This window comes from Citrobacter amalonaticus (assembly GCF_018323885.1).
In the GTDB taxonomy this organism is placed as follows: domain Bacteria; phylum Pseudomonadota; class Gammaproteobacteria; order Enterobacterales; family Enterobacteriaceae; genus Citrobacter_A; species Citrobacter_A amalonaticus.
Map to the genome: position 1 here is coordinate 2,697,784 of NZ_AP024585.1, position 21,709 is coordinate 2,719,492.

Here is a 21,709-nt window from a genome sequence, read left to right on the forward strand (position 1 = left end):
TTTATTTCACACTAAATGTGTACTGCCCTTTGGTTTTGTGCCCATCGACAGACACCACGTGCCAGTTCACCGTGTATTGACCCGGCTTCAGCGTTTCATCAAGCGGGACGATGAGCTGTTTTTTATCCTGTTCGTTACGCTTTGCGGGACGGGTTCTGATTCCCTCTTGTTTTGGACCGGTAATTGTCGCCCCGCTGAATCCGGGCTCAATACCTTCAGAGAAATTAAGCGTGAGCGCCTGCGGCGCGGCGGTCACCTCGGCATCCGCCGCGGGATACTGGTGTGTCAGATGCGCATGCGCCCACACCGTGGGGGTTGCCAGAGCGGCTGCCAGAAAAAGGAGCGTATAGCGGAAAGTACGTGCAGGAGAGACCATATCAACTATTCCCTTTTGTAATGACTTATCCTGAGAGGATAACCTTCTATAATGTTCGCGTCGACAATCATCAATTGCGGCTTGCCATTGTGGTCGACTCTTAGTAACTTCTGCGCGCAAGATCGAAGGAGAAGCCCATGCACAAAAATCTGGCTCAGCTTGAACAGGCTGAAATGGACAAAGTAAACGTAGATCTGGCCGCTGCCGGCGTCGCGTTTAAAGAGCGCTACAACATGCCCGTTGTCGCTGAAGTGGTAGAACGTGAGCAACCTGCACATCTGCGCGACTGGTTTCGCGAGCGTCTGATCGCCCATCGTCTGGCGTCCGTTTCGTTGTCCCGTTTACCGTATGAGCCGAAACCTAAATAATTTTTCGGCGTGAAGTTACATATCCTTACATATTGCCTGCTACAGTATAAGTGCATTCTTATTCTATGATTTAAGGATGATTATAGACACTATGAAAAGGAAGTCATTATGTCACGCTGGAAAATCGCTGCTGCACAGTATGAACCGCTAAAAACATCTGTTCGTGAACATATCGCTCATCACCTGAATTTCATCGACGCAGCAGCCCGGCAACAGTGCGAACTGTTGGTGTTTCCCGCCCTCTCCTTACTCGGTTGCATGGACGAATCGCAGTGCCTGCCTGCGCCGCCGGATATCGATATCAGTCTGCTACAACCGCTCTCTCAGGCCGCTCACGCGCACCGCATGACGATCATTGCCGGTCTTCCGGTCGAGCATAACAACCGTTTTGTCAAAGGGATTGCCGTCTTCGCACCATGGATAACCTCACTGCGTCTGTTTCATCAAAGCCACGGCGCCTGTCTTGGTAAGGGCCTGAAAACTATCAGCGTGGTGGATGAGCAACCGGAAGGTGTCGATATGGATCCGGCGTTTTCTCTGTTTACTACCAGCCAAAGCGTCAGTGAGCCGGAATTGCTGACCTCCACGTCGCAGTTACAACATTTCTCACATCAATTCTCGATTGCCGTACTGATGGCCAATGCGCGAGGAAGTAGCGCATTATGGGATGAAAGCGGGCAATTAATTGTCCGCGCCGACCGTGGTTCGCTGTTATTAACGGGGCAGCGCACAACGCAGGGTTGGCAAGGTGATATCATTCCATTACGCTAATCGTTTTCGGTCAGGAGTTTTACATGCTGCGCATCATCGATACTGAGACCTGTGGCCTGCAGGGCGGGATTGTAGAGATCGCCTCTGTTGACGTGGTTGACGGTAAGATCGTGAATCCTATGAGCCACCTGGTGCGCCCTGACCGGCCAATCTCGCCACAGGCGATGGCCATTCATCGCATTACCGAAGCGATGGTGGCAGATAAGCCGTGGATTGAAGAGGTTATCCCCCACTATTACGGCAGCGAATGGTATGTGGCGCACAACGCCAGCTTTGACCGTCGTGTGCTGCCAGACATGCCAGGCGAGTGGATCTGCACCATGAAACTTTCCCGCCGCCTCTGGCCGGGGATTAAGTACAGTAATATGGCGCTCTACAAGTCACGTAAACTGAACGTGCAAACGCCTGCGGGTCTGCATCACCACCGCGCACTCTATGACTGCTATATTACCGCCGCGCTGCTCATCGATATTATGAATACTTCCGGCTGGACGGCGGAGCAGATGGTCGATATCACCGGGCGGCCGGGGTTACTGACCACCTTCACCTTTGGTAAGTATCGCGGCAAAGCCGTTTCCGATGTCGCAGAGCGCGATCCGGGCTATTTGCGCTGGTTGTTTAATAACCTCGACAGCATGAGCCCGGAGCTGCGTTTAACCCTCAAACACTATCTGGATAACGCCTGAACAGCGCCGTTACCGGGCAATGTTCCTTGTGCCAGACCAATCAGGAATGCAAATTCCAGCGCCACGCCTTCCCAGGATTTATAACGACCTGACTTACCGCCGTGTCCGGAATCCATATCGGTGCACAGTAACAGCAGATGGTCATCAGTTTTCAGCTCGCGCAGTTTCGCCACCCATTTTGCCGGTTCCCAGTACTGGACCTGCGAATCATGCAGTCCGGTGGTGACCAACAGATGCGGGTAAGCCTGCGCCCTGACGTTATCGTACGGACTGTAGCTTTTCATGTAAGCGTAATACTGCGGATCTTTCGGATTCCCCCACTCCTCAAACTCACCGGTCGTCAGGGGTATCGACTCATCCAGCATCGTCGTCACCACATCCACAAACGGCACCTGGGCAACCACGCCATGAAAGCGTTCGGGACGCTCGTTGATCGCCACGCCCATTAGCATTCCTCCCGCGCTACCGCCCATGCCATAACAGAGAGAGGGCGAGCCGTAGCCCTGGGCAATCAACGCATCACAGGCATCAAGATAGTCGTTGAAGGTATTGCGCTTTTTCAGGAATTTACCGTCTTCATACCACTGCTGCCCCAGTTCGCTTCCGCCTCGCACGTGAACGATGGCATAGACAAATCCACGATCCAGCAGACTTAACCGGCTGCTGCTGAAATCGGCATCCATGCTGGCGCCGTAGGAACCGTAGCCGTAAACCAGTAACGGATTTTGCCCCTTACGGAAGTATTTCTGATGATAGACCAGTGATACCGGAACCTCGACACCATCACGGGCGGTGATCCACAGGTGTTCACTGCGATAGTTGGCGGCGTCAAATCCCGGTACCTCTGTCTGTTTAATTACCCGTCGTTCACCCGTATCCATGTCCAGTTCAAACAGCGTGTCCGGCGTGGTCATCGAGGAGTAGCCATAGCGCAGGCGTGAGGTTTCCGGTTCCGGATTGTACGCAAGCCAGGTGACATAAGCCGGATCGTCGAAGGCAATCCCCACCTCCTCGCGAGTTTTACGATTGATCTGCCGCAGGCTGGTTAAGCCACGCTGGCGCTCTTCCACTACCAGCCAGTCGGTAAAAAGCGTAAACCCTTCCAGCATGATTGCTTCACGGGCCGGGATCAGCGTTTCCCACTTTTTCTCATCGCGCACACGGGTGCGATAAAGACCAAAATTTTTACCCTCGCGGTTCGAACGCAGATAAAACTTATGTTGATAGTGATCGAGGCTGTATTCGTGGTCCTTGCGGCGCGGCAGAAATATGAAAGGTTCAGCATCAGCCAGTTCAGCATCCAGCAGTAAAACCTCGCTGGTCGTCGCGCTCGCCAGATGAATGACGAGGTAATGTTGCGACGTCGTTTTGTGCAGGCTGACGTAGAAAGTGTCGTCTTTTTCTTCGTAAATCAGCTCGTCATCGGCTGAGGGCGTGCCGACGGTATGACGCCAGACCTGGTAAGGTAAGAGCGTCGTGGCATGTTTACGGACGTAGTAAAAGGTCAGGGAATCATTTGCCCAGACAAATTCGGGAGCCACATTATCCAGCATCTCCGGATACCAGTTACCGTTTTCCAGATTGCGAAAACGGATCCCGTACTGGCGGCGCGAAAGATAATCTTCCGCCAGCGCCATAATGGTGTTATCCGGCGTTATCGCCAGTCGTCCCAGAGTGTAGAACTCACTGTGTGCCGCCCGTTTGTTGCCATCAAGCAGCGTTTCCCAGTCATCCCATTCCTCACTCAGTGCAGACTGGCGTTGATAAATGGCGTACTCACACCCGGGTTCATAGAGATGGCGATAGCGATAACCGTTCTTCACGTATGGCGCAGAGGTGTCGCGGGGAGGAATGCGATCGATAATTTCTTTTAGCACGCGATCCTGCAAGGCTTGCTGCGTAGACATAACCTGATGTCCGTAGCGGTTTTCCTGTTGCAGGTAGTCAAGCACCTCGGGCTGCGAGCGCGTGTCGTCCCGCAGCCAGTAGTAGTTATCAATGCGCGTGTCGCCATGGACCGTCATGGCGTAAGGGATTCGATTTGCTTTTGGCAGCATGTGTCTGTTTCTTTCGTCTTTATACATCCTCTAAGGGTGGCAAAAGTCACGAATGATGCAAGCGAAACATGCTGCGCGCGGTATTTCGTTAGCCAGGTAATGCCTGTTTTTGCTGTTTCAGATCCTGCTCAATGCCATCACGGACATCCTGTGGGATCTTCAGCGCATCACCCAGCGCGTTCAGGTAGCTGCGCTCCATAAAGTGGTCGATATCAATCGCCGCACAGCTGAGGAAATAGATCTCCAGCGCCTCTTCTTCGTTGCGGATCCCCTGCGCAAGGCGCTGAGGATCGAGCGGCTGCTCAATCGCCTGTTCAATGAAAACGCGCCCCTGCTCTTCTACGCCGGCTTCACGCAGTTGCTGTTCGATTGCCGCCCGCTCGTTGGCATCGATATGGCCATCACTTTTCGCGGCGAAGACCAGCGCCAGGATCAGCCGTTCGGTGCGCACATCCAGCGGCGTACTTTGCGCGCCGAACTGTGGTTCACCCTGATGCGCCGCACGGACTTTATCCTTGTACTTGTTCCACAAGACCGTCCCCGCTACCGCACCGCCGCCGACCAGCAGCGCGCTGGTGCCATATTTGCTGAGCAGTTTGCGTGAGGATTTGTTAGCGACCAGTAACCCCGCCAGACCACCCAACGCGCCGGGTACCAGCAGCTTACTTAATCCCTGTTCACCTGAAGAAGAGGAGGACGATCCGTTTTGCCCGAGAAGAGAGTGTAATTGATTAAGCCAGTTAGCCATTTTGCCCCTCAAGTACTGACAATGAATTGTCAAAGCGTACCCGAGGGGATGTCAGGAAATGTCTGTCAGCGCTAAAGATGCGCAAATGTTCGTGCTATTGCGAACGATATTCCGCCGTGCCGGCCTTGCAGTCGACCTTCACCAGATAATGAATATCCGCACTTTTCCCACGCACGGTCAGCGGTACTACCCACTTACCCTCTCCACCGGTGATCTCTTTTGGATTAACCCATGCCACCGGGTCGGCCTGACCCACATGTTTTTGATCGTCGGCCCAACGCGCAATGCGATTCTGCTGATAATCGCGCTTAACGCTCGCCGCAATACCCTCGGTATCCAGACCTTCACAGTTAAGGAATTTAACCGTCTTACTGTCCGTACCTGCCGCAGACACCGATACGCTGGTGCATAACAACAGCAAGCAGGCTAACACGCCCGTTCTTTTCATACTTTTCCCTTTCTCCATAGCACAGTGATACAGGGAAAAGCATGGTACAAAACGTCAGGAGCGCAAGTCAGATTCAGGCCGCCTGCGTATCGTCCCCGGCAGCGGCGTCATTATTAACCACCTGCGGAGAAGGCAACTTGCCGGTTTTGAGGATGGTGCTCAGCACCTCTTTTTGTTCGGCCAGCCACAGCGACAGCGCTTCACGCTGTTCGTCTTCCAGCGCTAACGGGGACTGTTCAAGCCAGGTGTCGAGTAGATCCGCCGTATCCAGCATCTTGTCATACGCATCGGCTTCCTTTTTGCTGGTAAATGACATTTTTTCCTCACCTTCCCGAATGACTACGTATTTAACTTCAACCGCCATGTTGCAGCCTCTCAATATTACTGTATTTATGTACAGTATATTCTATTTCACCGCTGAAATCAACCTGGCAATAAAGACAGACGCAAACGTTTTCGTATATACTGCGGCCAAATTTGTTGGGGGATATTTTCATGACGATATTAGGCACAGCGCTGCGTCCGGCAGCAACTCGGGTGATGTTATTGGGTTCTGGTGAACTGGGTAAAGAAGTGGCCATCGAGTGCCAGCGTCTCGGCGTGGAAGTGATCGCGGTGGACCGGTATGCCGACGCACCGGCCATGCATGTCGCACATCGTTCTCACGTCATTAATATGCTGGATGGCGACGCGCTTCGTCGCGTAGTGGAGCTGGAAAAACCGCACTATATCGTGCCAGAGATTGAAGCTATTGCCACGGATATGCTGGTGGCGCTGGAACAGGAAGGGTTGAACGTCGTGCCCTGCGCGCGCGCGACAAAACTCACGATGAACCGTGAAGGTATTCGCCGCCTGGCGGCAGAAGAACTGGCACTGCCCACATCAACCTTCCGTTTTGCCGACAGTGAAGCCACCTTCCGCGACGCCGTGACTGAAATTGGTTATCCCTGCATTGTCAAACCGGTGATGAGTTCATCCGGCAAGGGACAGAGTTTTATTCGTTCCGAAGCGCAGCTGGCACAAGCCTGGGACTATGCCCAACAGGGCGGTCGCGCGGGTGCCGGTCGGGTCATCGTCGAAGGGGTTGTGAAGTTTGATTTTGAAATCACCCTGCTCACCGTCAGCGCGGTCGATGGCGTCCATTTCTGTGCACCGGTGGGTCATCGCCAGGAAGATGGCGATTATCGTGAATCCTGGCAGCCGCAACAGATGAGCGCACTGGCGCTGGAACGCGCTCAGGACATTGCCCGTAAAGTGGTATTAGCCCTGGGTGGTCACGGTCTGTTTGGCGTGGAGCTGTTTGTTTGCGGGGATGAGGTCATCTTCAGCGAGGTCTCCCCTCGCCCGCATGATACCGGCATGGTGACGCTGATCTCTCAGGATCTGTCGGAGTTTGCCCTGCATGTACGCGCTTTCCTCGGACTGCCCGTGGGGGCCATTCGTCAGTATGGTCCGGCAGCTTCTGCGGTGATTTTACCGCAACTGACCAGTCAGGACGTGACGTTTGGCAATGTTCAGGCCGCCGTCGGTGCCGGTGTGCAGGTCCGTTTCTTCGGTAAGCCGGAAATTGAAGGATCGCGTCGCCTGGGTGTGGCGCTGGCAACGGCAGACAACGTTGATGACGCTATTGAACGCGCGAAGAACGCCGCCGCGCAGGTGAAAGTGACTGGGTAAACAACAGCAGCCGTAGGCCGGATAAGGCAGTCATGCCACCATCCGGCAAAACCCGATGGCGGCGCTAACGCGTCTCATCGGGCCTACGGCTTATACATGGGTAGCTTACTGCTTCGCGCCTTCAACCGCTTCGCGAGCCAGTCTGGTGATACGATCGTAGTCACCGGCTTCCAGCGCGTCATTCGGCACCAGCCAGGAGCCGCCGATGCACAGCACGCTTTTCAGTGCCAGGTAATCGCGGTAATTAGCGGGAGAGATGCCGCCAGTCGGGCAGAAACGCACCTGAGAGAACGGACCGGCAATGGCCTGCAGCGCTTTAGTGCCGCCATTGGCTTCTGCCGGGAAGAATTTGAACTCTTTCAGGCCGTAGTCCATACCCAGCATCAGTTCAGAAACGGTGCTGATGCCAGGAATCAACGGGATCGTGCCTTCGGTTGCCGCTTTCAGCAGCGGCTCGGTCAGACCTGGGCTGATAGCGAACTGCGCACCGGCTGCAGTAACCTCAGCCAGCTGCTGCGGATTCAGCACCGTACCCGCACCCACAATGGCTTCCGGAACCTCTTTGGCGATAGCGCGGATAGCATCCATCGCGCAGGCGGTACGTAACGTCACTTCCAGTACGCGCACCCCACCCGCAACCAGCGCTTTTGCCATCGGCACAGCGTGTTCCAGTTTATTCACTACGATCACCGGGACAACCGGGCCGGTGGTCAGGATTGCTTCTGCACTTGTTTTCCAGTTTTTCATCAGAGTTTTTCTCTCGCCTGATTACAAAATATGCCTTAAAAATGAATACAGGTTGCGCCCTGTTCTGCGCCGGACAACTGTTCACGCAGCGCGCCGAACATTTCACGCCCCGTACCGATGCGCGATGCGCTCAGATCCGGGATATGCGGCTGGCGAGCGGCAAGCTCCGCCTCATCAACCAACAGCGTCAATTCACCTGTCTGTCCGTTCACCCGAATAATGTCGCCATCGCGTACTTTTGCCAGCAGTCCGCCATCATAGGCCTCCGGGGTTACATGGATGGCTGAAGGCACTTTACCGGACGCACCGGAAAGTCGACCATCAGTAACCAACGCAATTTTGAAACGACGGTCCAATAATACACCAAGTGGCGGCATGAGTTTATGTAATTCTGGCATTCCGTTCGCTTTTGGTCCCTGATGACGCACAACTACCACGCAGTCACGGTCCAGCAGACCCGCTTCAAAGGCCGGCAGGACATCATGCTGACTTTCAAAAACAACGGCCGGCGCTTCAATCACCTGATTCTCGGCCGGTACGGCGGACGTTTTCATAACCGCACGACCGAGGTTACCACTCAGCACTTTAGTGCCACCATGATGCGAGAACGGCTGGTCAAAGGAAGCAATGACATTGCTGTCCAGCGATTTGGCCGCGCCTTCACGCCAGTCGAGTTCGCCATTGTTCAGCCACGGTTCCAGGGTGTAGCGCTTCAGGCCGTAACCGGCCACGGTGTTGACGTCTTCATGCAGCAGACCCGCGTTCAGCAGTTCACGCATCAGGACCGGGACACCGCCCGCGGCCTGGAAGTGGTTAATATCCGCCGGGCCGTTAGGATAGAGACGCGCCATCAGCGGCACGATGTCGGAGAGGTCAGAGAAGTCATCCCAGTTAATCTGGATACCCGCAGCGCGGGCCATCGCCACCAGGTGCATGGTATGGTTCGTTGAACCGCCGGTCGCCAACAGCGCGACAATCCCGTTCACCACCACTTTTTCATCAATCATTTTGCCGATCGGCATCCATTCGTTACCGTTACCGGTCAGGCGCGTCACCTGGCGCGCTGCTGCTGCCGTCAGCGCTTCACGCAACGGAGCATCCGGGTGAACAAACGAGGACCCCGGCAGTTGCATCCCCATGAACTCCACCACCATCTGGTTGGTGTTCGCGGTACCGTAGAACGTGCAGGTGCCCGGCGCATGATAGGAGGCGGCTTCAGACTCCAGAAGCGCCATACGATCAACTTTACCTTCAGCATAAAGCTGACGAATGCGGACTTTCTCTTTATTCGCCAGGCCGCTCGCCATTGGACCTGACGGCACGAAGATGGAAGGCAGATGACCGAATGACAGCGCCGCCATCGCCAAACCCGGGACGATTTTGTCACAGACGCCGAGGAACAGCGCGCCGTCGAACATGTTGTGAGAGAGTCCCACCGCGGCGGACATCGCAATCACTTCGCGACTCAGCAGCGAAAGCTCCATACCGTCCTGCCCCTGCGTGACGCCGTCACACATTGCCGGAACGCCGCCCGCGACCTGCCCGACCGCATTGGCTTGATGCAGCGCTTTGCGAATGATGTCCGGATAATGTTCGTAGGGTTGATGTGCGGAGAGCATGTCGTTGTAGGAAGTGATGATCGCGATATTGTTACGCAACATGCTTTTCAGAGAGGCTTTATCGTCTGGCTGACAAGCCGCGAATCCGTGCGCCAGATTCCCGCATGCCAGTTGTGAGCGGTGAACGGTCGAGGATTTAGCCTGTTCTATACGAGCGAGGTAGGCAGAACGGGTCTCACGGGAACGTTCAACAATACATTGTGTTACGCGTAACAAATTCGGATTCATAGAGGCTCCTGAAATTTATCTGTCAGAGCTACAGGTTTGGCAAGTTCATTTACTGCGTGTATAAATACAGGAAACGCTTGTTCACCGGAGCTCAGGGGCAAAATCGTTTTAGGCAGTGTAATAAAAAAAGCCTCGCGGGTGAATCCACACGAGGCTTAAAAGTGCAAAAATTGTTCAACAATCTGTGTTAGATCATGTTACCGGTAAAATAACACAGGAGTGGCAGACACTTTTTACTCGAATTCATTCCAGGAACGACCGTCACGGGTGATCATCGCCACCGAAGCAACCGGCCCCCAGGTCCCGGCCTGGTACGGTTTCGGCGCATCGTTGTCCATCGCCCACGCTTCGGTAATGGAGTCTACCCACTTCCACGCCTCTTCGACTTCATCACGACGCACAAACAGCGCCTGAATGCCGCGCATAGTTTCCAGCAGCAGACGCTCGTAAGCATCCGCCAGATGCGTTTGATTGAAAGTTTCGGAGTAGCTCAGATCCAGCTTGGTGATTTGCAGGTTATGCTTGTGGTCAAGACCCGGAACTTTGTTCAGAACCTGGATATCCACGCCTTCATCCGGCTGCAGACGAATGGTTAGCTTGTTCTGCGGCAGATCCTGCCAGGACTCTTTAAACAGGTTCAATTCAGGCGTTTTGAAGTAAACCACAACTTCAGAACATTTCGTCGGCAGACGTTTACCGGTACGCAGGTAGAACGGCACGCCCGCCCAGCGCCAGTTATCAATGTCGACGCGGATCGCCACAAACGTTTCGGTGTTACTGCTCTTGTTCGCACCCTCTTCTTCCAGATAGCCCGGGACTTTTTTGCCCTGAGCAAAGCCGGTGGTGTACTGGCCGCGAACGGTTTTTTCACGCACATTTGAACGATCGATACGACGCAGCGACTTCAGCACCTTCACTTTTTCATCACGAATGGCGTCAGCGCTCAGATCCGACGGCGGCGACATCGCAATCATGCACAGAATTTGCAGCAGGTGGTTCTGGATCATGTCGCGCATCTGCCCGGCCTGGTCGAAATAACCCCAACGCCCTTCAATGCCCACCTCTTCTGCCACGGTGATTTCCACATGATCGATCGTGCGGTTATCCCAGTTATTCACAAACAGGGAGTTGGCAAAACGCAGCGCCAGCAAGTTCAGAACGGTCTCTTTTCCCAGATAGTGGTCGATGCGGTAAACCTGGCACTCTTCAAAATATTCGCCAACCTGATCGTTGATCTCGCGAGATGTCGCCAGTGAGGTACCCAACGGTTTTTCCATCACCACGCGTGCCGGTTTGGCATTCAGTTTCGCTTCGCCCAGTCCCTTACAGATTGCGCCAAACGTGCTTGGCGGCATGGCGAAGTAGTTGATCGTGGTGCGGTTTTTCTGATCGAGCATCGCCCCAAGACGAGTAAACGCCGCGGTATCATTCACATCCAGATTGCAGAAATCCAGGCGAGCGCTCAGGGTGTCCCACAATCCTTCATCTATCTTTTCTTTCATGAAGGTTTCGAGCGCTTCGCGCACCACCTTCGTGTAGGCATCTTTATCCCAGTCGGCACGGCCTACCCCGATAATGCGGGTTTCAGGGTTGAGCTGACCGGCTTTTTCAAGTTGATACAGGGAAGGCAGCAATTTACGACGCGCAAGGTCGCCTTTCGCGCCGAAAATGACCAGGTCACATGCCTGGGCTGTTTGCGTTACCGCCATGTCATTCTCCTTAGTTAGCTATCCTGGTACTTTGCCAGGCATTACTTGTAATTTTATTACAGTGCACTGTACTGCTTTTACGTGATTCCGGAAACCGTAAACGCTTAACCCACTGTGCGGTTGGCGCTTAACGGCGCAAATTGGTCAAAATTGTCGTTGGTTTGCGACGCATAACGTTGAGTCAAAACACGATGTTGATCATGTTATGAAAAAAAACAACAACTCTGCTGACCATTTTGCCCCCTTCTCTGATTAGCAGGGGTACTATCTACCAAAATTGCATCTCGATTTCTTGTATCACTGAAATCGTTATTTCCGTGGGTCTACATCATGAATATGCTGGAAAAGATCCAGTCTCAACTGGAACATTTGAGCAAATCTGAACGCAAAGTCGCCGATGTCATCATCGCCTCACCCGAGCGGACCATCCATTGCAGTATTGCCACGCTTGCGCAGGAAGCCAACGTCAGTGAACCGACGGTGAACCGTTTTTGTCGCAGCATGGAAACCCGGGGCTTCCCCGATTTTAAACTGCATCTGGCACAAAGTCTGGCAAATGGTACCCCTTATGTTAATCGTAATGTGGATGAAGATGACAGTGTCGAATCCTATACGGGCAAGATTTTCGAATCCGCGATGGCCAGTCTTGACCACGTTCGCCAGTCGCTGGACAAATCGGCGATCAACCGCGCGGTGGATTTACTGACGCAGGCCAAGAAAATCGCTTTCTTTGGCCTGGGGTCGTCCGCCGCCGTCGCCCATGATGCCATGAACAAGTTTTTCCGTTTCAACGTTCCGGTTATCTACTCCGACGACGTCGTTTTGCAACGGATGAGCTGTATGAATTGTAGTGACGATGACGTGGTCGTGCTGATTTCGCATACCGGTCGCACCAAGAGTCTGGTCGAACTGGCGCAGCTTGCACGTGATAACGATGCCATGGTGATCGCGTTAACCTCCGCTGATACGCCGCTGGCGCGTGAAGCCACGCTGGCAATTACGCTCGATGTGCCGGAAGATACTGACATTTATATGCCCATGGTCTCTCGACTTGCGCAGTTGACCGTGATAGATGTGCTGGCTACGGGATTTACTTTGCGCCGTGGGGCAAAATTCAGAGATAACTTGAAGCGTGTCAAAGAAGCGCTCAAGGAATCGCGTTTTGATAAAGAACTGCTCATCAAGAGTAATGACCGCTAATAGCAATAATAAGTACGACTTAAATTCGTCATCCGGTTTTGTTCGCTATGCTATGTAGACCCTACGTAATTCGAGTTGTGGAAAGGCGGCAACACAGCGAATCTTCAGGAGCTTACTGAAATCAGTGACTGGGGTGAGCAAGGAGGCCAACGCACAGGCAACCAGAAGTATGACAGGGGTAAGGTTTTCAGAACTGCCGGATCAATTTTCACGCAACACCTAGTTGTTTCAGTCAACGGAGTATTACATGTCCAGAAGGCTTCGCAGAACCAAAATCGTTACGACATTAGGCCCGGCTACCGACCGCGATAACAATCTTGAAAAGATTATCGCTGCTGGTGCTAACGTCGTGCGGATGAATTTCTCTCACGGTTCGCCAGAAGATCATAAAATGCGCGCGGATAAAGTTCGTGAGATCGCTGCCAGATTGGGACGCCACGTAGGCATTCTGGGTGATCTCCAGGGGCCAAAAATTCGCGTCTCTACCTTTAAAGAAGGCAAAGTATTCCTCAACATCGGTGACAAATTTCTCCTGGATGCCAACCTGGGTAAAGGTGAAGGCGACAAGGAAAAAGTCGGCATTGACTACAAAGGTCTGCCAGCAGACGTGGTACCTGGCGACATTCTGCTGCTCGACGATGGCCGCGTGCAGTTAAAAGTGCTGGAAGTTCAGGGTATGAAAGTGTTCACGGAAGTGACCGTGGGCGGCCCGCTCTCCAACAACAAAGGCATCAACAAGCTGGGCGGCGGTCTCTCCGCAGAAGCCCTGACCGAAAAAGACAAAGCCGATATCGTGACCGCCGCTCAGATTGGCGTTGACTATCTGGCTGTCTCCTTCCCGCGTTGCGGCGAAGATCTGAACTACGCTCGCCGCCTGGCGCGTGATGCGGGCTGTGATGCCAAGATTGTGGCCAAAGTTGAGCGTGCGGAAGCGGTCTGCGACCAGAATGCGATGGATGACATCATTCTGGCTTCTGACGTGGTGATGGTCGCTCGTGGCGACCTCGGCGTTGAGATTGGCGATCCGGAACTGGTCGGCATCCAGAAGACGTTGATTCGTCGCGCACGTAAGTTGAACCGCGCGGTGATTACCGCGACCCAGATGATGGAGTCGATGATCACCAACCCAATGCCAACCCGTGCGGAAGTGATGGACGTCGCGAACGCCGTGCTGGATGGTACTGATGCGGTCATGCTGTCAGCCGAAACGGCGGCAGGCCAGTACCCGGCGGAAACCGTCGCGGCGATGGCGCGCGTCTGCCTGGGTGCAGAAAAAAATCCCCAGCATCAATGTCTCCAAACATCGTCTGGACGTGCAGTTCGACAATGTTGAAGAAGCGATTGCGATGTCCGCCATGTACGCGGCAAACCACCTGAAAGGGGTGACCGCGATCATTACCATGACGGAATCCGGTCGTACTGCGCTGATGACTTCTCGCATCAGCTCCGGCCTGCCGATTTTCGCCATGTCACGTCATGAGCGTACGCTGAACCTGACGTCGCTGTACCGTGGCGTCACGCCGGTGCATTTCGACAGTGCGGCGGAAGGCGTTGTCGCAGCAAGCGAAGCGGTGAATCTGCTGCGTGACAAAGGCTACCTGGTGTCCGGCGATCTGGTGATCGTGACGCAGGGCGACGTGATGAGCACCATTGGCTCAACCAATACCACGCGTATTCTGACCGTCGAGTAATCGACGGCTGATACAAAGAGGCCTCTCATGTGAGAGGCCTTTTTTTATTTGAGGGGGTAGAGATCTTTGCGCTTATACGGCTGGATCTCGCCCGGTTTGCGGGTCTTCAGCAGTTTCAGGATCCAGGTATATTGCTCGGGATGCGGGCCAACAAAAATTTCCACCTCTTCATTCATTCGACGGGCAATAGTGTTGTCATCTGCGGTCAGAAGATCGTCCATGGGCGGGCGCACCTGAATCGTCAACCGGTGGGTATCGCCGTTGTATACCGGGAACAGCGGAATGACGCGCGCCCGACACACTTTCATCAGTCGACCAATGGCCGGCAACGTCGCTTTATAGGTGGCAAAGAAATCGACAAACTCACTGTGTTCAGGACCATGATCCTGATCAGGCAGATAATATCCCCAGTACCCCTGACGAACAGACTGAATGAACGGCTTGATGCCGTCATTACGCGCATGCAGGCGACCACCAAAGCGGCGGCGCACCGTGTTCCAGACGTAATCAAACACCGGGTTTCCCTGATTATGGAACATTGCCGCCATCTTCTGGCCCTGAGACGCCATTAACATTGCCGGAATATCCACACCCCAGCCATGCGGCACCAGGAAGATCACCTTTTCGTTGTTGCGGTGCATCTCCTCGATGATCTCAAGCCCTTCCCAGTCAACGCGCGACTGAATTTTTTCCGGACCGCGAATCGCCAGTTCCGCCATCATCGCCATGGCCTGCGGCGCAGTTGAAAACATCTCATCGACGATAGCCTCGCGCTCAGCTTCGCTACGTTCCGGAAAGCACAATGACAGGTTAATCAACGCCCGGCGACGCGAGCTTTTACCCAGACGCCCGGCGAAACGGCCCAGTTTTGCCAGCAGCGGGTCGCGAAAGGATGCAGGCGTTAAGGCGATACCCGCCATCGCCGCGACGCCCAGCCATGCGCCCCAGTAACGCGGATGGCGAAAAGATTTCTCAAACTCAGGGATGTACTCACTATTATTTTTTTTTGTTTCCATGCTTATCCAGTGCCTGATGACGCGAAAAGTAAATCTGATGATAGTGTAGCGGCGCACCCTGCCGCGCACAAAATAAAAAAGCCGGCACACGCGCTGCGTACCGGCTTTGAGGTCATGAGTGATTAATCGAAGCGTAACTGCGGCAGAACCTCTTTGACCTGCGCCAGGTAATCGGTACGATCTTTACCGGTCAGTCCTTCGGTACGCGGCAGTTTCGCCGTCAGCGGGTTAACCGCCTGCTGGTTAATCCAGACTTCATAGTGAAGATGCGGGCCAGTAGAACGTCCGGTGTTACCGGAGAGTGCGATACGATCGCCACGTTTAACCTTTTGTCCCGGTTTCACCAGCAGTTTACGCAGGTGCATATAGCGCGTGGTATAGGTACGACCGTGACGCACCGCCACATAATAGCCAGCCGCACCGCTGCGTTTCGCCACGACGACTTCACCGTCACCCACGGACAGCACCGGCGTCCCCTGCGGCATCGCGAAGTCCACGCCTCTGTGCGGCGCGACACGTCCGGTAACCGGGTTGGTTCGACGCGGGTTGAAGTTAGACGAAATGCGGAACTGTTTCGCCGTCGGGAAACGCAGGAAGCCTTTCGCCAGCCCGGTACCATTGCGGTCGTAGAACTTACCGTCTTCGGCACGGATAGCGTAATAATCTTTACCTTCTGAACGCAAACGCACGCCCAACAACTGGCTCTGCTCACGCTTGCCGTCCAGCATTTCACGAGACATCAGCACAGAGAACTCATCGCCTTTTTTCAGTTTGCGGAAGTCCATCTGCCACTGCATCGCTTTGATCACCGCGCTAATTTCAGCGCTGGTCAGCCCGGCAGCTTTCGCACTGGCGACAAAGCTGTTGCCAACGGTGCCTTTCATCAGGCTGTTTACCCAATCGCCCTGCTGCGTTTCCGCGCTCATTTTAAAGCCGTTCGCCGCAGTACGGTCATAGGTGCGGGTTTCGCGACGCGACATTTCCCACGTCAGACGCTGTAAATCGCCGTCCGCGGTCAGCGTCCAGGAGAGCTGTTGACCAATCTTCAGATTACGCAGCTCTTTATCGGACGCGGCAAGCTGGGTGATATCACCCATATCAATGCCGTACTGATTCAGAATGCTGCTGAGGGTATCGCCCGTCGAAACGACATATTCATGAACGCCCGCTTCTCCCGAGGTTTTGTCGTCCAGCTCATCCTGAGGAATGGCTTCATCTTCTTGTGCCGCCTGATCGATAGGCTCGCTGGCCTCCGGGAGCAGTGAACGAATTTCGCTCTTCTCCAGTTCGATCGTTTTAACAATGGGGGCAGATTCCGGGTGATAAACGTAAGGCCGCCAGACAGCAACGGCCAGTGTCAGAACAGTAAGCGACCCCAGCATAACGCGATGGGGTCTGGGCAGATTATTAAATGCCAGGGCGACAGAGCGGGCTATCTGTTGCACGTATTCACTTCCTCATTAATCTCCTTTCAGGCAGCTCGCATACTGGTTCGCTAGTTGGTTCAAGAACGCTGAATAGCTCGTTTTACCCAGTTTGATGTTTGTCCCGAGGGGATCCAACGTTCCCATTCGAACGGATGTCCCTCTCGCAACGGCTTCAACGACCGCTGGCCTGAACTGTGGCTCAGCAAAAACGCAGGTTGCTTTTTGCTCAACCAACTGTGTTCTTATTTCATGTAAACGCTGCGCACCAGGTTGTATCTCAGGGTTGACGGTGAAGTGACCCAATGGAGTGAGTCCGTAGTGTTTTTCGTAATAGCCATAGGCGTCATGAAAAACGAAATACCCTTTGCCCTTGAGCGGTGCGAGCTCGTTACCGACCTGCTTATCGGTTGCGGCTAATTGTGCCTCAAAATCCTTCAGGTTGGCGTCAAGTTTGGCTCGACTTTGCGGCATAAGTTCCACTAATTTTTCATGGATTGCAACCGCTGAGGCCCGCGCTATCTCTGGGGAGAGCCAAAGATGCATGTTGTAATCACCATGATGGTGATGTGCGTCACCTTTTTCGCCGTGGTCATGATCGTGGTCGTGCTCATCATCATCATCGTCAGCCCCTTTCATGAGCAACGGTTTCACGTCTTTGAGTTGCGCAATCGTTACCTGTTTAGCGGCGGGAATGTTGCTGACGGACTTTTCCATGAACGCTTCCATTTCCGGCCCAATCCAGACAACTAAGTCCGCGCCCTGTAAGCGTTTTACGTCAGATGGACGTAGTGAATAATCATGTTCGGATGCCCCATCCGGAAGTAAGACTTGGGTCTCCGTGACGCCATCAGCAATGGCAGAAGCAATGAACCCTAATGGCTTGAGAGAAGCGACAACGGCGGCATTTGCCGCCTGTGTTGCACTGCCCCAAAGAGCGGCGGATAATGCAGCGAAAAGAAGCGTATTTTTATGTAACATAATGCGACCAATCATCGTAATGAATGTGAGAAATGTGATATTATAACATTCTATAACTTCTGCAAGACTAAAATTGACATGACGACTTTGGTTTCACTGGAAAATGTCTCGGTCTCTTTCGGCCAGCGCCGCGTCCTTTCTGACGTTTCGCTTGAACTGAGACCCGGAAAAATTTTAACGCTACTCGGCCCAAATGGCGCCGGGAAGTCAACGCTGGTTCGCGTCGTTCTCGGACTGGTCGCCCCGGATGAAGGGGTGATCACGCGTAATGGTAAGCTGCGAATTGGCTACGTTCCGCAGAAATTGTATCTCGATACCACCCTGCCGCTTACCGTCAGTCGTTTCTTACGCCTGCGCCCCGGTACGAAGAAAGATGACATCCTGCCGGCCCTGAAACGTGTACAGGCCGGGCATCTGATTGACGCGCCGATGCAAAAGCTCTCCGGCGGCGAGACGCAGCGCGTCCTGTTAGCGCGCGCGCTCCTCAATCAGCCACAGCTTCTGGTGCTTGACGAACCCACTCAGGGCGTAGATGTCAACGGCCAGGTCGCGCTGTACGACCTTATCGATCAGTTACGTCGTGAGCTGGATTGCGCCGTGCTGATGGTGTCCCATGACCTGCATCTGGTGATGGCAAAAACCGACGAAGTGTTGTGTCTGAATCATCACATTTGCTGTTCAGGTACTCCTGAAATCGTTTCCATGCACCCGGAATTTATCTCGATGTTCGGCCCTCGCGGCGCGGAGCAACTGGGAATTTACCGTCATCATCATAATCACCGCCACGACCTGCAGGGTCGTATTGTGTTGCGCCGGGGAAATGGTCAATCATGATTGAATTATTACTGCCTGGCTGGTTAGCCGGGATCATGCTGGCCTGTGCGGCGGGTCCACTGGGTTCATTTGTCGTCTGGCGTCGGATGTCTTATTTTGGTGATACGCTGGCACATGCGTCGCTGCTCGGCGTCGCTTTTGGCCTGTTGTTGGATGTGAACCCTTTCTATGCGGTCATTGCCGTGACGCTAATGCTGGCGACAGGCCTGGTCTGGCTGGAGAAGCGCCCTCACCTTGCCATCGATACGCTGCTTGGCATTATGGCGCACAGTGCGCTGTCGCTGGGCCTGGTCGTGGTCAGCCTGATGTCGAATATTCGCGTGGATCTGATGGCTTACCTGTTTGGCGATCTGCTGGCGGTTACGCCGGACGATTTGATCTCTATCGCCATGGGCGTGGTGATCGTGCTGGCAATCCTCTTCTGGCAATGGCGCAATCTGCTGTCAATGACCATCAGCCCCGATCTGGCATTTGTTGACGGGGTGAAACTGCAGCGCGTGAAGCTTTTACTGATGCTGGTGACAGCATTAACCATTGGCGTGGCGATGAAGTTCGTCGGGGCGCTGATCATCACCTCGTTGCTGATTATCCCGGCAGCTACGGCGCGTCGTTTTGCGCGGACGCCGGAACAGATGGCTGGCGTTGCAGTAGGAACTGGTATGATAGCGGTTACAGGTGGGCTGACCTTCTCGGCCTTCTACGATACCCCTGCGGGCCCATCAGTGGTGCTGTGCGCCGCACTGCTGTTTATCTTCAGCATGATGAAGAAGCAGGCAAGCTGACGGGTATGTTGCCGGATGGCAACGCTAACGCGTCTTATCCGGCCTACGTGATTTTGTAGGCCGGATAAGCGCAGCACCATCAGGCATTAAGGCATTTCCGGTGGCGTAATGCCAAAGTGGTTCCAGGCGCGTACTGTCGCCATTCTTCCGCGCGGCGTGCGCTGCAAAAAACCTTGCTGAATCAGATACGGCTCCAGCACATCTTCAATGGTTTCACGCTCTTCACCGATGGCTGCCGCCAGGTTATCCAGCCCGACCGGCCCACCAAAGAATTTGTCGATCACCGCCAGCAGCAGCTTGCGGTCCATGTAATCAAACCCTTCCGCATCCACGTTCAACATATCCAGCGCCTTAGCAGCTATATCGGCGGAAATGGTGCCATCATGCTTCACTTCGGCAAAATCCCGTACGCGCCGCAGTAGCCGGTTGGCGATACGCGGCGTACCGCGTGCGCGACGCGCCACTTCCAGCGCCCCTTCCTCGCTCATCTCCAGCCCCATAAAGCGCGCGCTGCGCCCAACGATATGCTGGAGATCCGGCACCTGATAAAACTCCAGACGCTGCACAATGCCAAAGCGATCGCGCAGAGGAGAGGTCAGTGAACCCGCGCGAGTCGTTGCGCCAATCAGGGTAAACGGCGGTAAATCGATTTTAATTGAACGCGCCGCCGGCCCTTCGCCGATCATAATATCCAGCTGATAATCTTCCATCGCTGGATAGAGCACCTCTTCCACCACCGGCGACAGTCGATGGATCTCATCGATAAACAGTACGTCGTGCGGCTCAAGGTTGGTCAGCATCGCAGCCAGATCGCCCGCTTTTTCCAGCACCGGACCGGAAGTGGTACGCAGATTGACGCCCATTTCATTGGCAACGATATTGGCAAGCGTGGTTTTCCCCAGTCCGGGAGGACCAAAAATCAGCAGGTGGTCGAGCGCATCACCCCGCAGTTTTGCCGCCTGGATGAAAATCTCCATCTGCGAACGCACCTGAGGTTGACCGATATACTCTTCGAGTAATTTCGGGCGAATGGCGCGATCGGCGACATCTTCTGTGAGTGCGGCACCTGCCGAAATCAGGCGATCTGCTTCTATCATCCTTTACCTCATAACGCGGCGCGCAGGGCTTCGCGGATCAGTGTTTCACTGCTGGCATCCGGGCGAGCGATTTTGCTCACCATGCGGCTGGCTTCCTGTGGTTTATAGCCCAGCGCCACCAGCGCCGCAACCGCTTCCTGTTCGGCATCGTCCGTCGCCGGGCTCGCTGGCGAGGTCAGCACCAGATCGGCGGCTGGCGTAAAGAGATCGCCATGCAGACCCTTGAAACGGTCCTTCATTTCGACAATCAGTCGTTCAGCCGTTTTTTTGCCAATACCAGGCAGCTTGACCAACGCGCCCAGTTCTTCGCGTTCGACAGCATTGACGAACTGCTGTGCGGACATCCCGGAGAGGATCGCCAGCGCCAGTTTAGGCCCGACGCCGTTGGTTTTAATGAGTTCTTTAAACAACGTGCGCTCTTGCTTATTGTTAAAACCGTACAGCAGCTGCGCGTCTTCGCGAACCACGAAGTGGGTAAAGACAACGGCTTCTTTTCCGGATTCCGGGAGCTCATAAAAACAGGTCATGGGCATATGCACTTCATAGCCGACGCCGCCCACTTCGAGTAACACCAGCGGGGGTTGTTTTTCCAGAATGATGCCTCTGAGTCTGCCTATCACGTTACGCTCCTGCGTTGGGCCGAAAGTAAAGCTGTATCATAAAAAAAGGCTGGATAGATATCCAGCCTCATTTGTCATTATCGCAAGCGACCTCGGGCAAGATTGAGGCGTGATTCGCTCATTTGCATCGCATTCTGACTAACATGGCAGTGCGTAATGGCGATGGCCAACGCATCTGCCGCATCCGCCTGCGGATTCGCGGGCAGTTTCAGCAAGGTTCGCACCATGTGCTGCACCTGACTTTTCTCTGCGCTACCAATGCCAACCACCGTCTGCTTGACCTGACGTGCCGCGTATTCAAATACCGGCAGTTCCTGGTTGACCGCCGCCACAATCGCTACCCCGCGCGCCTGCCCCAGTTTGAGCGCAGAATCGGCGTTCTTCGCCATAAACACCTGCTCGATGGCAAAGTAGTCGGGCTGAAACTGGGTGATGATTTCCGTCACGCCGGCATAAATCAGCTTCAGGCGTGACGGAAGATCGTCGACTTTGGTACGAATGCAGCCGCTGCCGAGATACGTCAGTTGTCTACCGACCTGACGTATCACGCCGTAACCGGTGATGCGGGAGCCCGGATCAATACCGAGAATGATGGACATCACGCGCCTCCGGTTCTAACGGGATTAAGCCCCA

21 protein-coding genes and 1 pseudogene are annotated in these 21,709 nt (G+C 54.3%); 8 read left to right on the plus strand and 14 right to left on the minus strand.

Annotation, left to right across the window (positions count from 1 at the left end; translation table 11 throughout):
• Position 1 precedes the first annotated feature (1 nt).
• Positions 2-376, minus strand: a complete 375-nt coding sequence (yobA, locus tag KI228_RS12685) for a CopC domain-containing protein YobA (RefSeq protein WP_044326804.1) — start codon at positions 374-376, stop codon at positions 2-4.
• Positions 377-513: 137 nt separating this feature from the next.
• Here yobA and KI228_RS12690 point away from each other — a divergent pair, with 137 nt between their 5' ends.
• From KI228_RS12690 to exoX, 3 genes are all read left to right on the plus strand, one after another.
• The gene (locus tag KI228_RS12690) at positions 514-744 is read left to right on the plus strand and encodes a DNA polymerase III subunit theta (RefSeq protein WP_042318454.1); all 231 of its coding nucleotides are present in this window, start codon (positions 514-516) and stop codon (positions 742-744) included.
• Between the two features lie 108 nt (positions 745-852).
• On the plus strand, positions 853-1,515 hold the full coding sequence (locus KI228_RS12695) for a carbon-nitrogen hydrolase family protein (protein ID WP_061070012.1): 663 nt from the start codon (positions 853-855) through the stop codon (positions 1,513-1,515).
• A gap of 23 nt (positions 1,516-1,538) precedes the next feature.
• The gene (gene exoX / locus KI228_RS12700) at positions 1,539-2,201 is read left to right on the plus strand and encodes an exodeoxyribonuclease X (protein WP_043000375.1); all 663 of its coding nucleotides are present in this window, start codon (positions 1,539-1,541) and stop codon (positions 2,199-2,201) included.
• Here the strand turns inward: exoX and ptrB are convergent.
• From ptrB to yebG, 4 genes are all read right to left on the minus strand, one after another.
• Complete coding sequence (gene ptrB / locus KI228_RS12705) at positions 2,183-4,258, minus strand: oligopeptidase B (protein WP_141227548.1); 2,076 nt, start codon at positions 4,256-4,258, stop codon at positions 2,183-2,185. The genes exoX and ptrB overlap by 19 nt on opposite strands.
• Positions 4,259-4,346: 88 nt before the next feature.
• Positions 4,347-5,006 (minus strand): tellurite resistance TerB family protein, encoded by a 660-nt coding sequence (locus KI228_RS12710; RefSeq protein ID WP_061070010.1) that lies wholly within the window; start codon positions 5,004-5,006, stop codon positions 4,347-4,349.
• Positions 5,007-5,100: 94 nt separating this feature from the next.
• Positions 5,101-5,454, minus strand: a complete 354-nt coding sequence (yebF, locus tag KI228_RS12715) for a protein YebF (protein ID WP_043000372.1) — start codon at positions 5,452-5,454, stop codon at positions 5,101-5,103.
• A gap of 73 nt (positions 5,455-5,527) precedes the next feature.
• On the minus strand, positions 5,528-5,818 hold the full coding sequence (yebG, locus tag KI228_RS12720; protein ID WP_141227549.1) for a DNA damage-inducible protein YebG: 291 nt from the start codon (positions 5,816-5,818) through the stop codon (positions 5,528-5,530).
• Between the two features lie 131 nt (positions 5,819-5,949).
• Between yebG and purT the strand changes: the two genes are divergently transcribed.
• A complete protein-coding gene (gene purT, locus KI228_RS12725) occupies positions 5,950-7,128 on the plus strand; it encodes a formate-dependent phosphoribosylglycinamide formyltransferase (protein ID WP_061070009.1) in 1,179 nt (392 codons plus the stop codon).
• A gap of 105 nt (positions 7,129-7,233) precedes the next feature.
• Here the strand turns inward: purT and kdgA are convergent, their stop codons facing one another.
• The 3 genes from kdgA to zwf all read right to left on the minus strand — a co-directional run bounded on the left by kdgA (position 7,234) and on the right by zwf (position 11,431).
• Positions 7,234-7,875: a bifunctional 4-hydroxy-2-oxoglutarate aldolase/2-dehydro-3-deoxy-phosphogluconate aldolase gene (gene kdgA / locus KI228_RS12730; RefSeq protein WP_043000369.1), complete on the minus strand. Its 642-nt coding sequence runs from the start codon at positions 7,873-7,875 to the stop codon at positions 7,234-7,236.
• 35 nt (positions 7,876-7,910) lie between these two features.
• Positions 7,911-9,722 (minus strand): phosphogluconate dehydratase, encoded by a 1,812-nt coding sequence (gene edd / locus KI228_RS12735; RefSeq protein WP_061070008.1) that lies wholly within the window; start codon positions 9,720-9,722, stop codon positions 7,911-7,913.
• A gap of 233 nt (positions 9,723-9,955) precedes the next feature.
• Positions 9,956-11,431, minus strand: a complete 1,476-nt coding sequence (gene zwf, locus KI228_RS12740; protein WP_043000367.1) for a glucose-6-phosphate dehydrogenase — start codon at positions 11,429-11,431, stop codon at positions 9,956-9,958.
• 330 nt (positions 11,432-11,761) lie between these two features.
• Here zwf and KI228_RS12745 point away from each other — a divergent pair, with 330 nt between their 5' ends.
• Both KI228_RS12745 and pyk read left to right on the plus strand, forming a co-directional pair.
• Entirely contained in the window at positions 11,762-12,631 is an 870-nt protein-coding gene (locus tag KI228_RS12745; RefSeq protein WP_044257634.1) for a MurR/RpiR family transcriptional regulator, read from the plus strand.
• 247 nt (positions 12,632-12,878) lie between these two features.
• Positions 12,879-14,322 (plus strand): annotated as a pseudogene (pyk, locus tag KI228_RS12750) (pyruvate kinase).
• Between the two features lie 44 nt (positions 14,323-14,366).
• Here pyk and lpxM read toward each other — a convergent pair.
• The 3 genes from lpxM to znuA form a co-directional block, all read right to left on the minus strand.
• Positions 14,367-15,338 carry a lauroyl-Kdo(2)-lipid IV(A) myristoyltransferase gene (lpxM, locus tag KI228_RS12755; protein ID WP_043000364.1) on the minus strand — a complete coding sequence of 324 codons (972 nt, stop codon included), beginning with the start codon at positions 15,336-15,338 and terminating at the stop codon, positions 14,367-14,369.
• Positions 15,339-15,460: 122 nt separating this feature from the next.
• Positions 15,461-16,783, minus strand: coding sequence for a murein DD-endopeptidase MepM (gene mepM, locus KI228_RS12760; RefSeq protein ID WP_043000363.1), 1,323 nt, complete (start codon positions 16,781-16,783; stop codon positions 15,461-15,463).
• A gap of 15 nt (positions 16,784-16,798) precedes the next feature.
• Complete coding sequence (gene znuA / locus KI228_RS12765) at positions 16,799-17,743, minus strand: zinc ABC transporter substrate-binding protein ZnuA (protein WP_043000362.1); 945 nt, start codon at positions 17,741-17,743, stop codon at positions 16,799-16,801.
• Positions 17,744-17,821: 78 nt separating this feature from the next.
• Between znuA and znuC the strand changes: the two genes are divergently transcribed.
• Together znuC and znuB are read left to right on the plus strand one after the other, a co-directional pair.
• Entirely contained in the window at positions 17,822-18,577 is a 756-nt protein-coding gene (gene znuC, locus KI228_RS12770) for a zinc ABC transporter ATP-binding protein ZnuC (RefSeq protein ID WP_044257630.1), read from the plus strand.
• Entirely contained in the window at positions 18,574-19,359 is a 786-nt protein-coding gene (znuB, locus tag KI228_RS12775; RefSeq protein WP_044257629.1) for a zinc ABC transporter permease subunit ZnuB, read from the plus strand. The genes znuC and znuB overlap by 4 nt, the downstream gene beginning before the upstream one ends.
• A gap of 86 nt (positions 19,360-19,445) precedes the next feature.
• Here the strand turns inward: znuB and ruvB are convergent, their stop codons facing one another.
• The 3 genes from ruvB to ruvC all read right to left on the minus strand — a co-directional run bounded on the left by ruvB (position 19,446) and on the right by ruvC (position 21,675).
• Positions 19,446-20,456: a Holliday junction branch migration DNA helicase RuvB gene (gene ruvB / locus KI228_RS12780; RefSeq protein WP_043000359.1), complete on the minus strand. Its 1,011-nt coding sequence runs from the start codon at positions 20,454-20,456 to the stop codon at positions 19,446-19,448.
• A gap of 8 nt (positions 20,457-20,464) precedes the next feature.
• Positions 20,465-21,076, minus strand: coding sequence for a Holliday junction branch migration protein RuvA (ruvA, locus tag KI228_RS12785; RefSeq protein ID WP_043000358.1), 612 nt, complete (start codon positions 21,074-21,076; stop codon positions 20,465-20,467).
• A 77-nt stretch (positions 21,077-21,153) separates the two neighbouring features.
• On the minus strand, positions 21,154-21,675 hold the full coding sequence (gene ruvC, locus KI228_RS12790; protein ID WP_000022509.1) for a crossover junction endodeoxyribonuclease RuvC: 522 nt from the start codon (positions 21,673-21,675) through the stop codon (positions 21,154-21,156).
• Between the last annotated feature and the right edge of the window lie 34 nt (positions 21,676-21,709).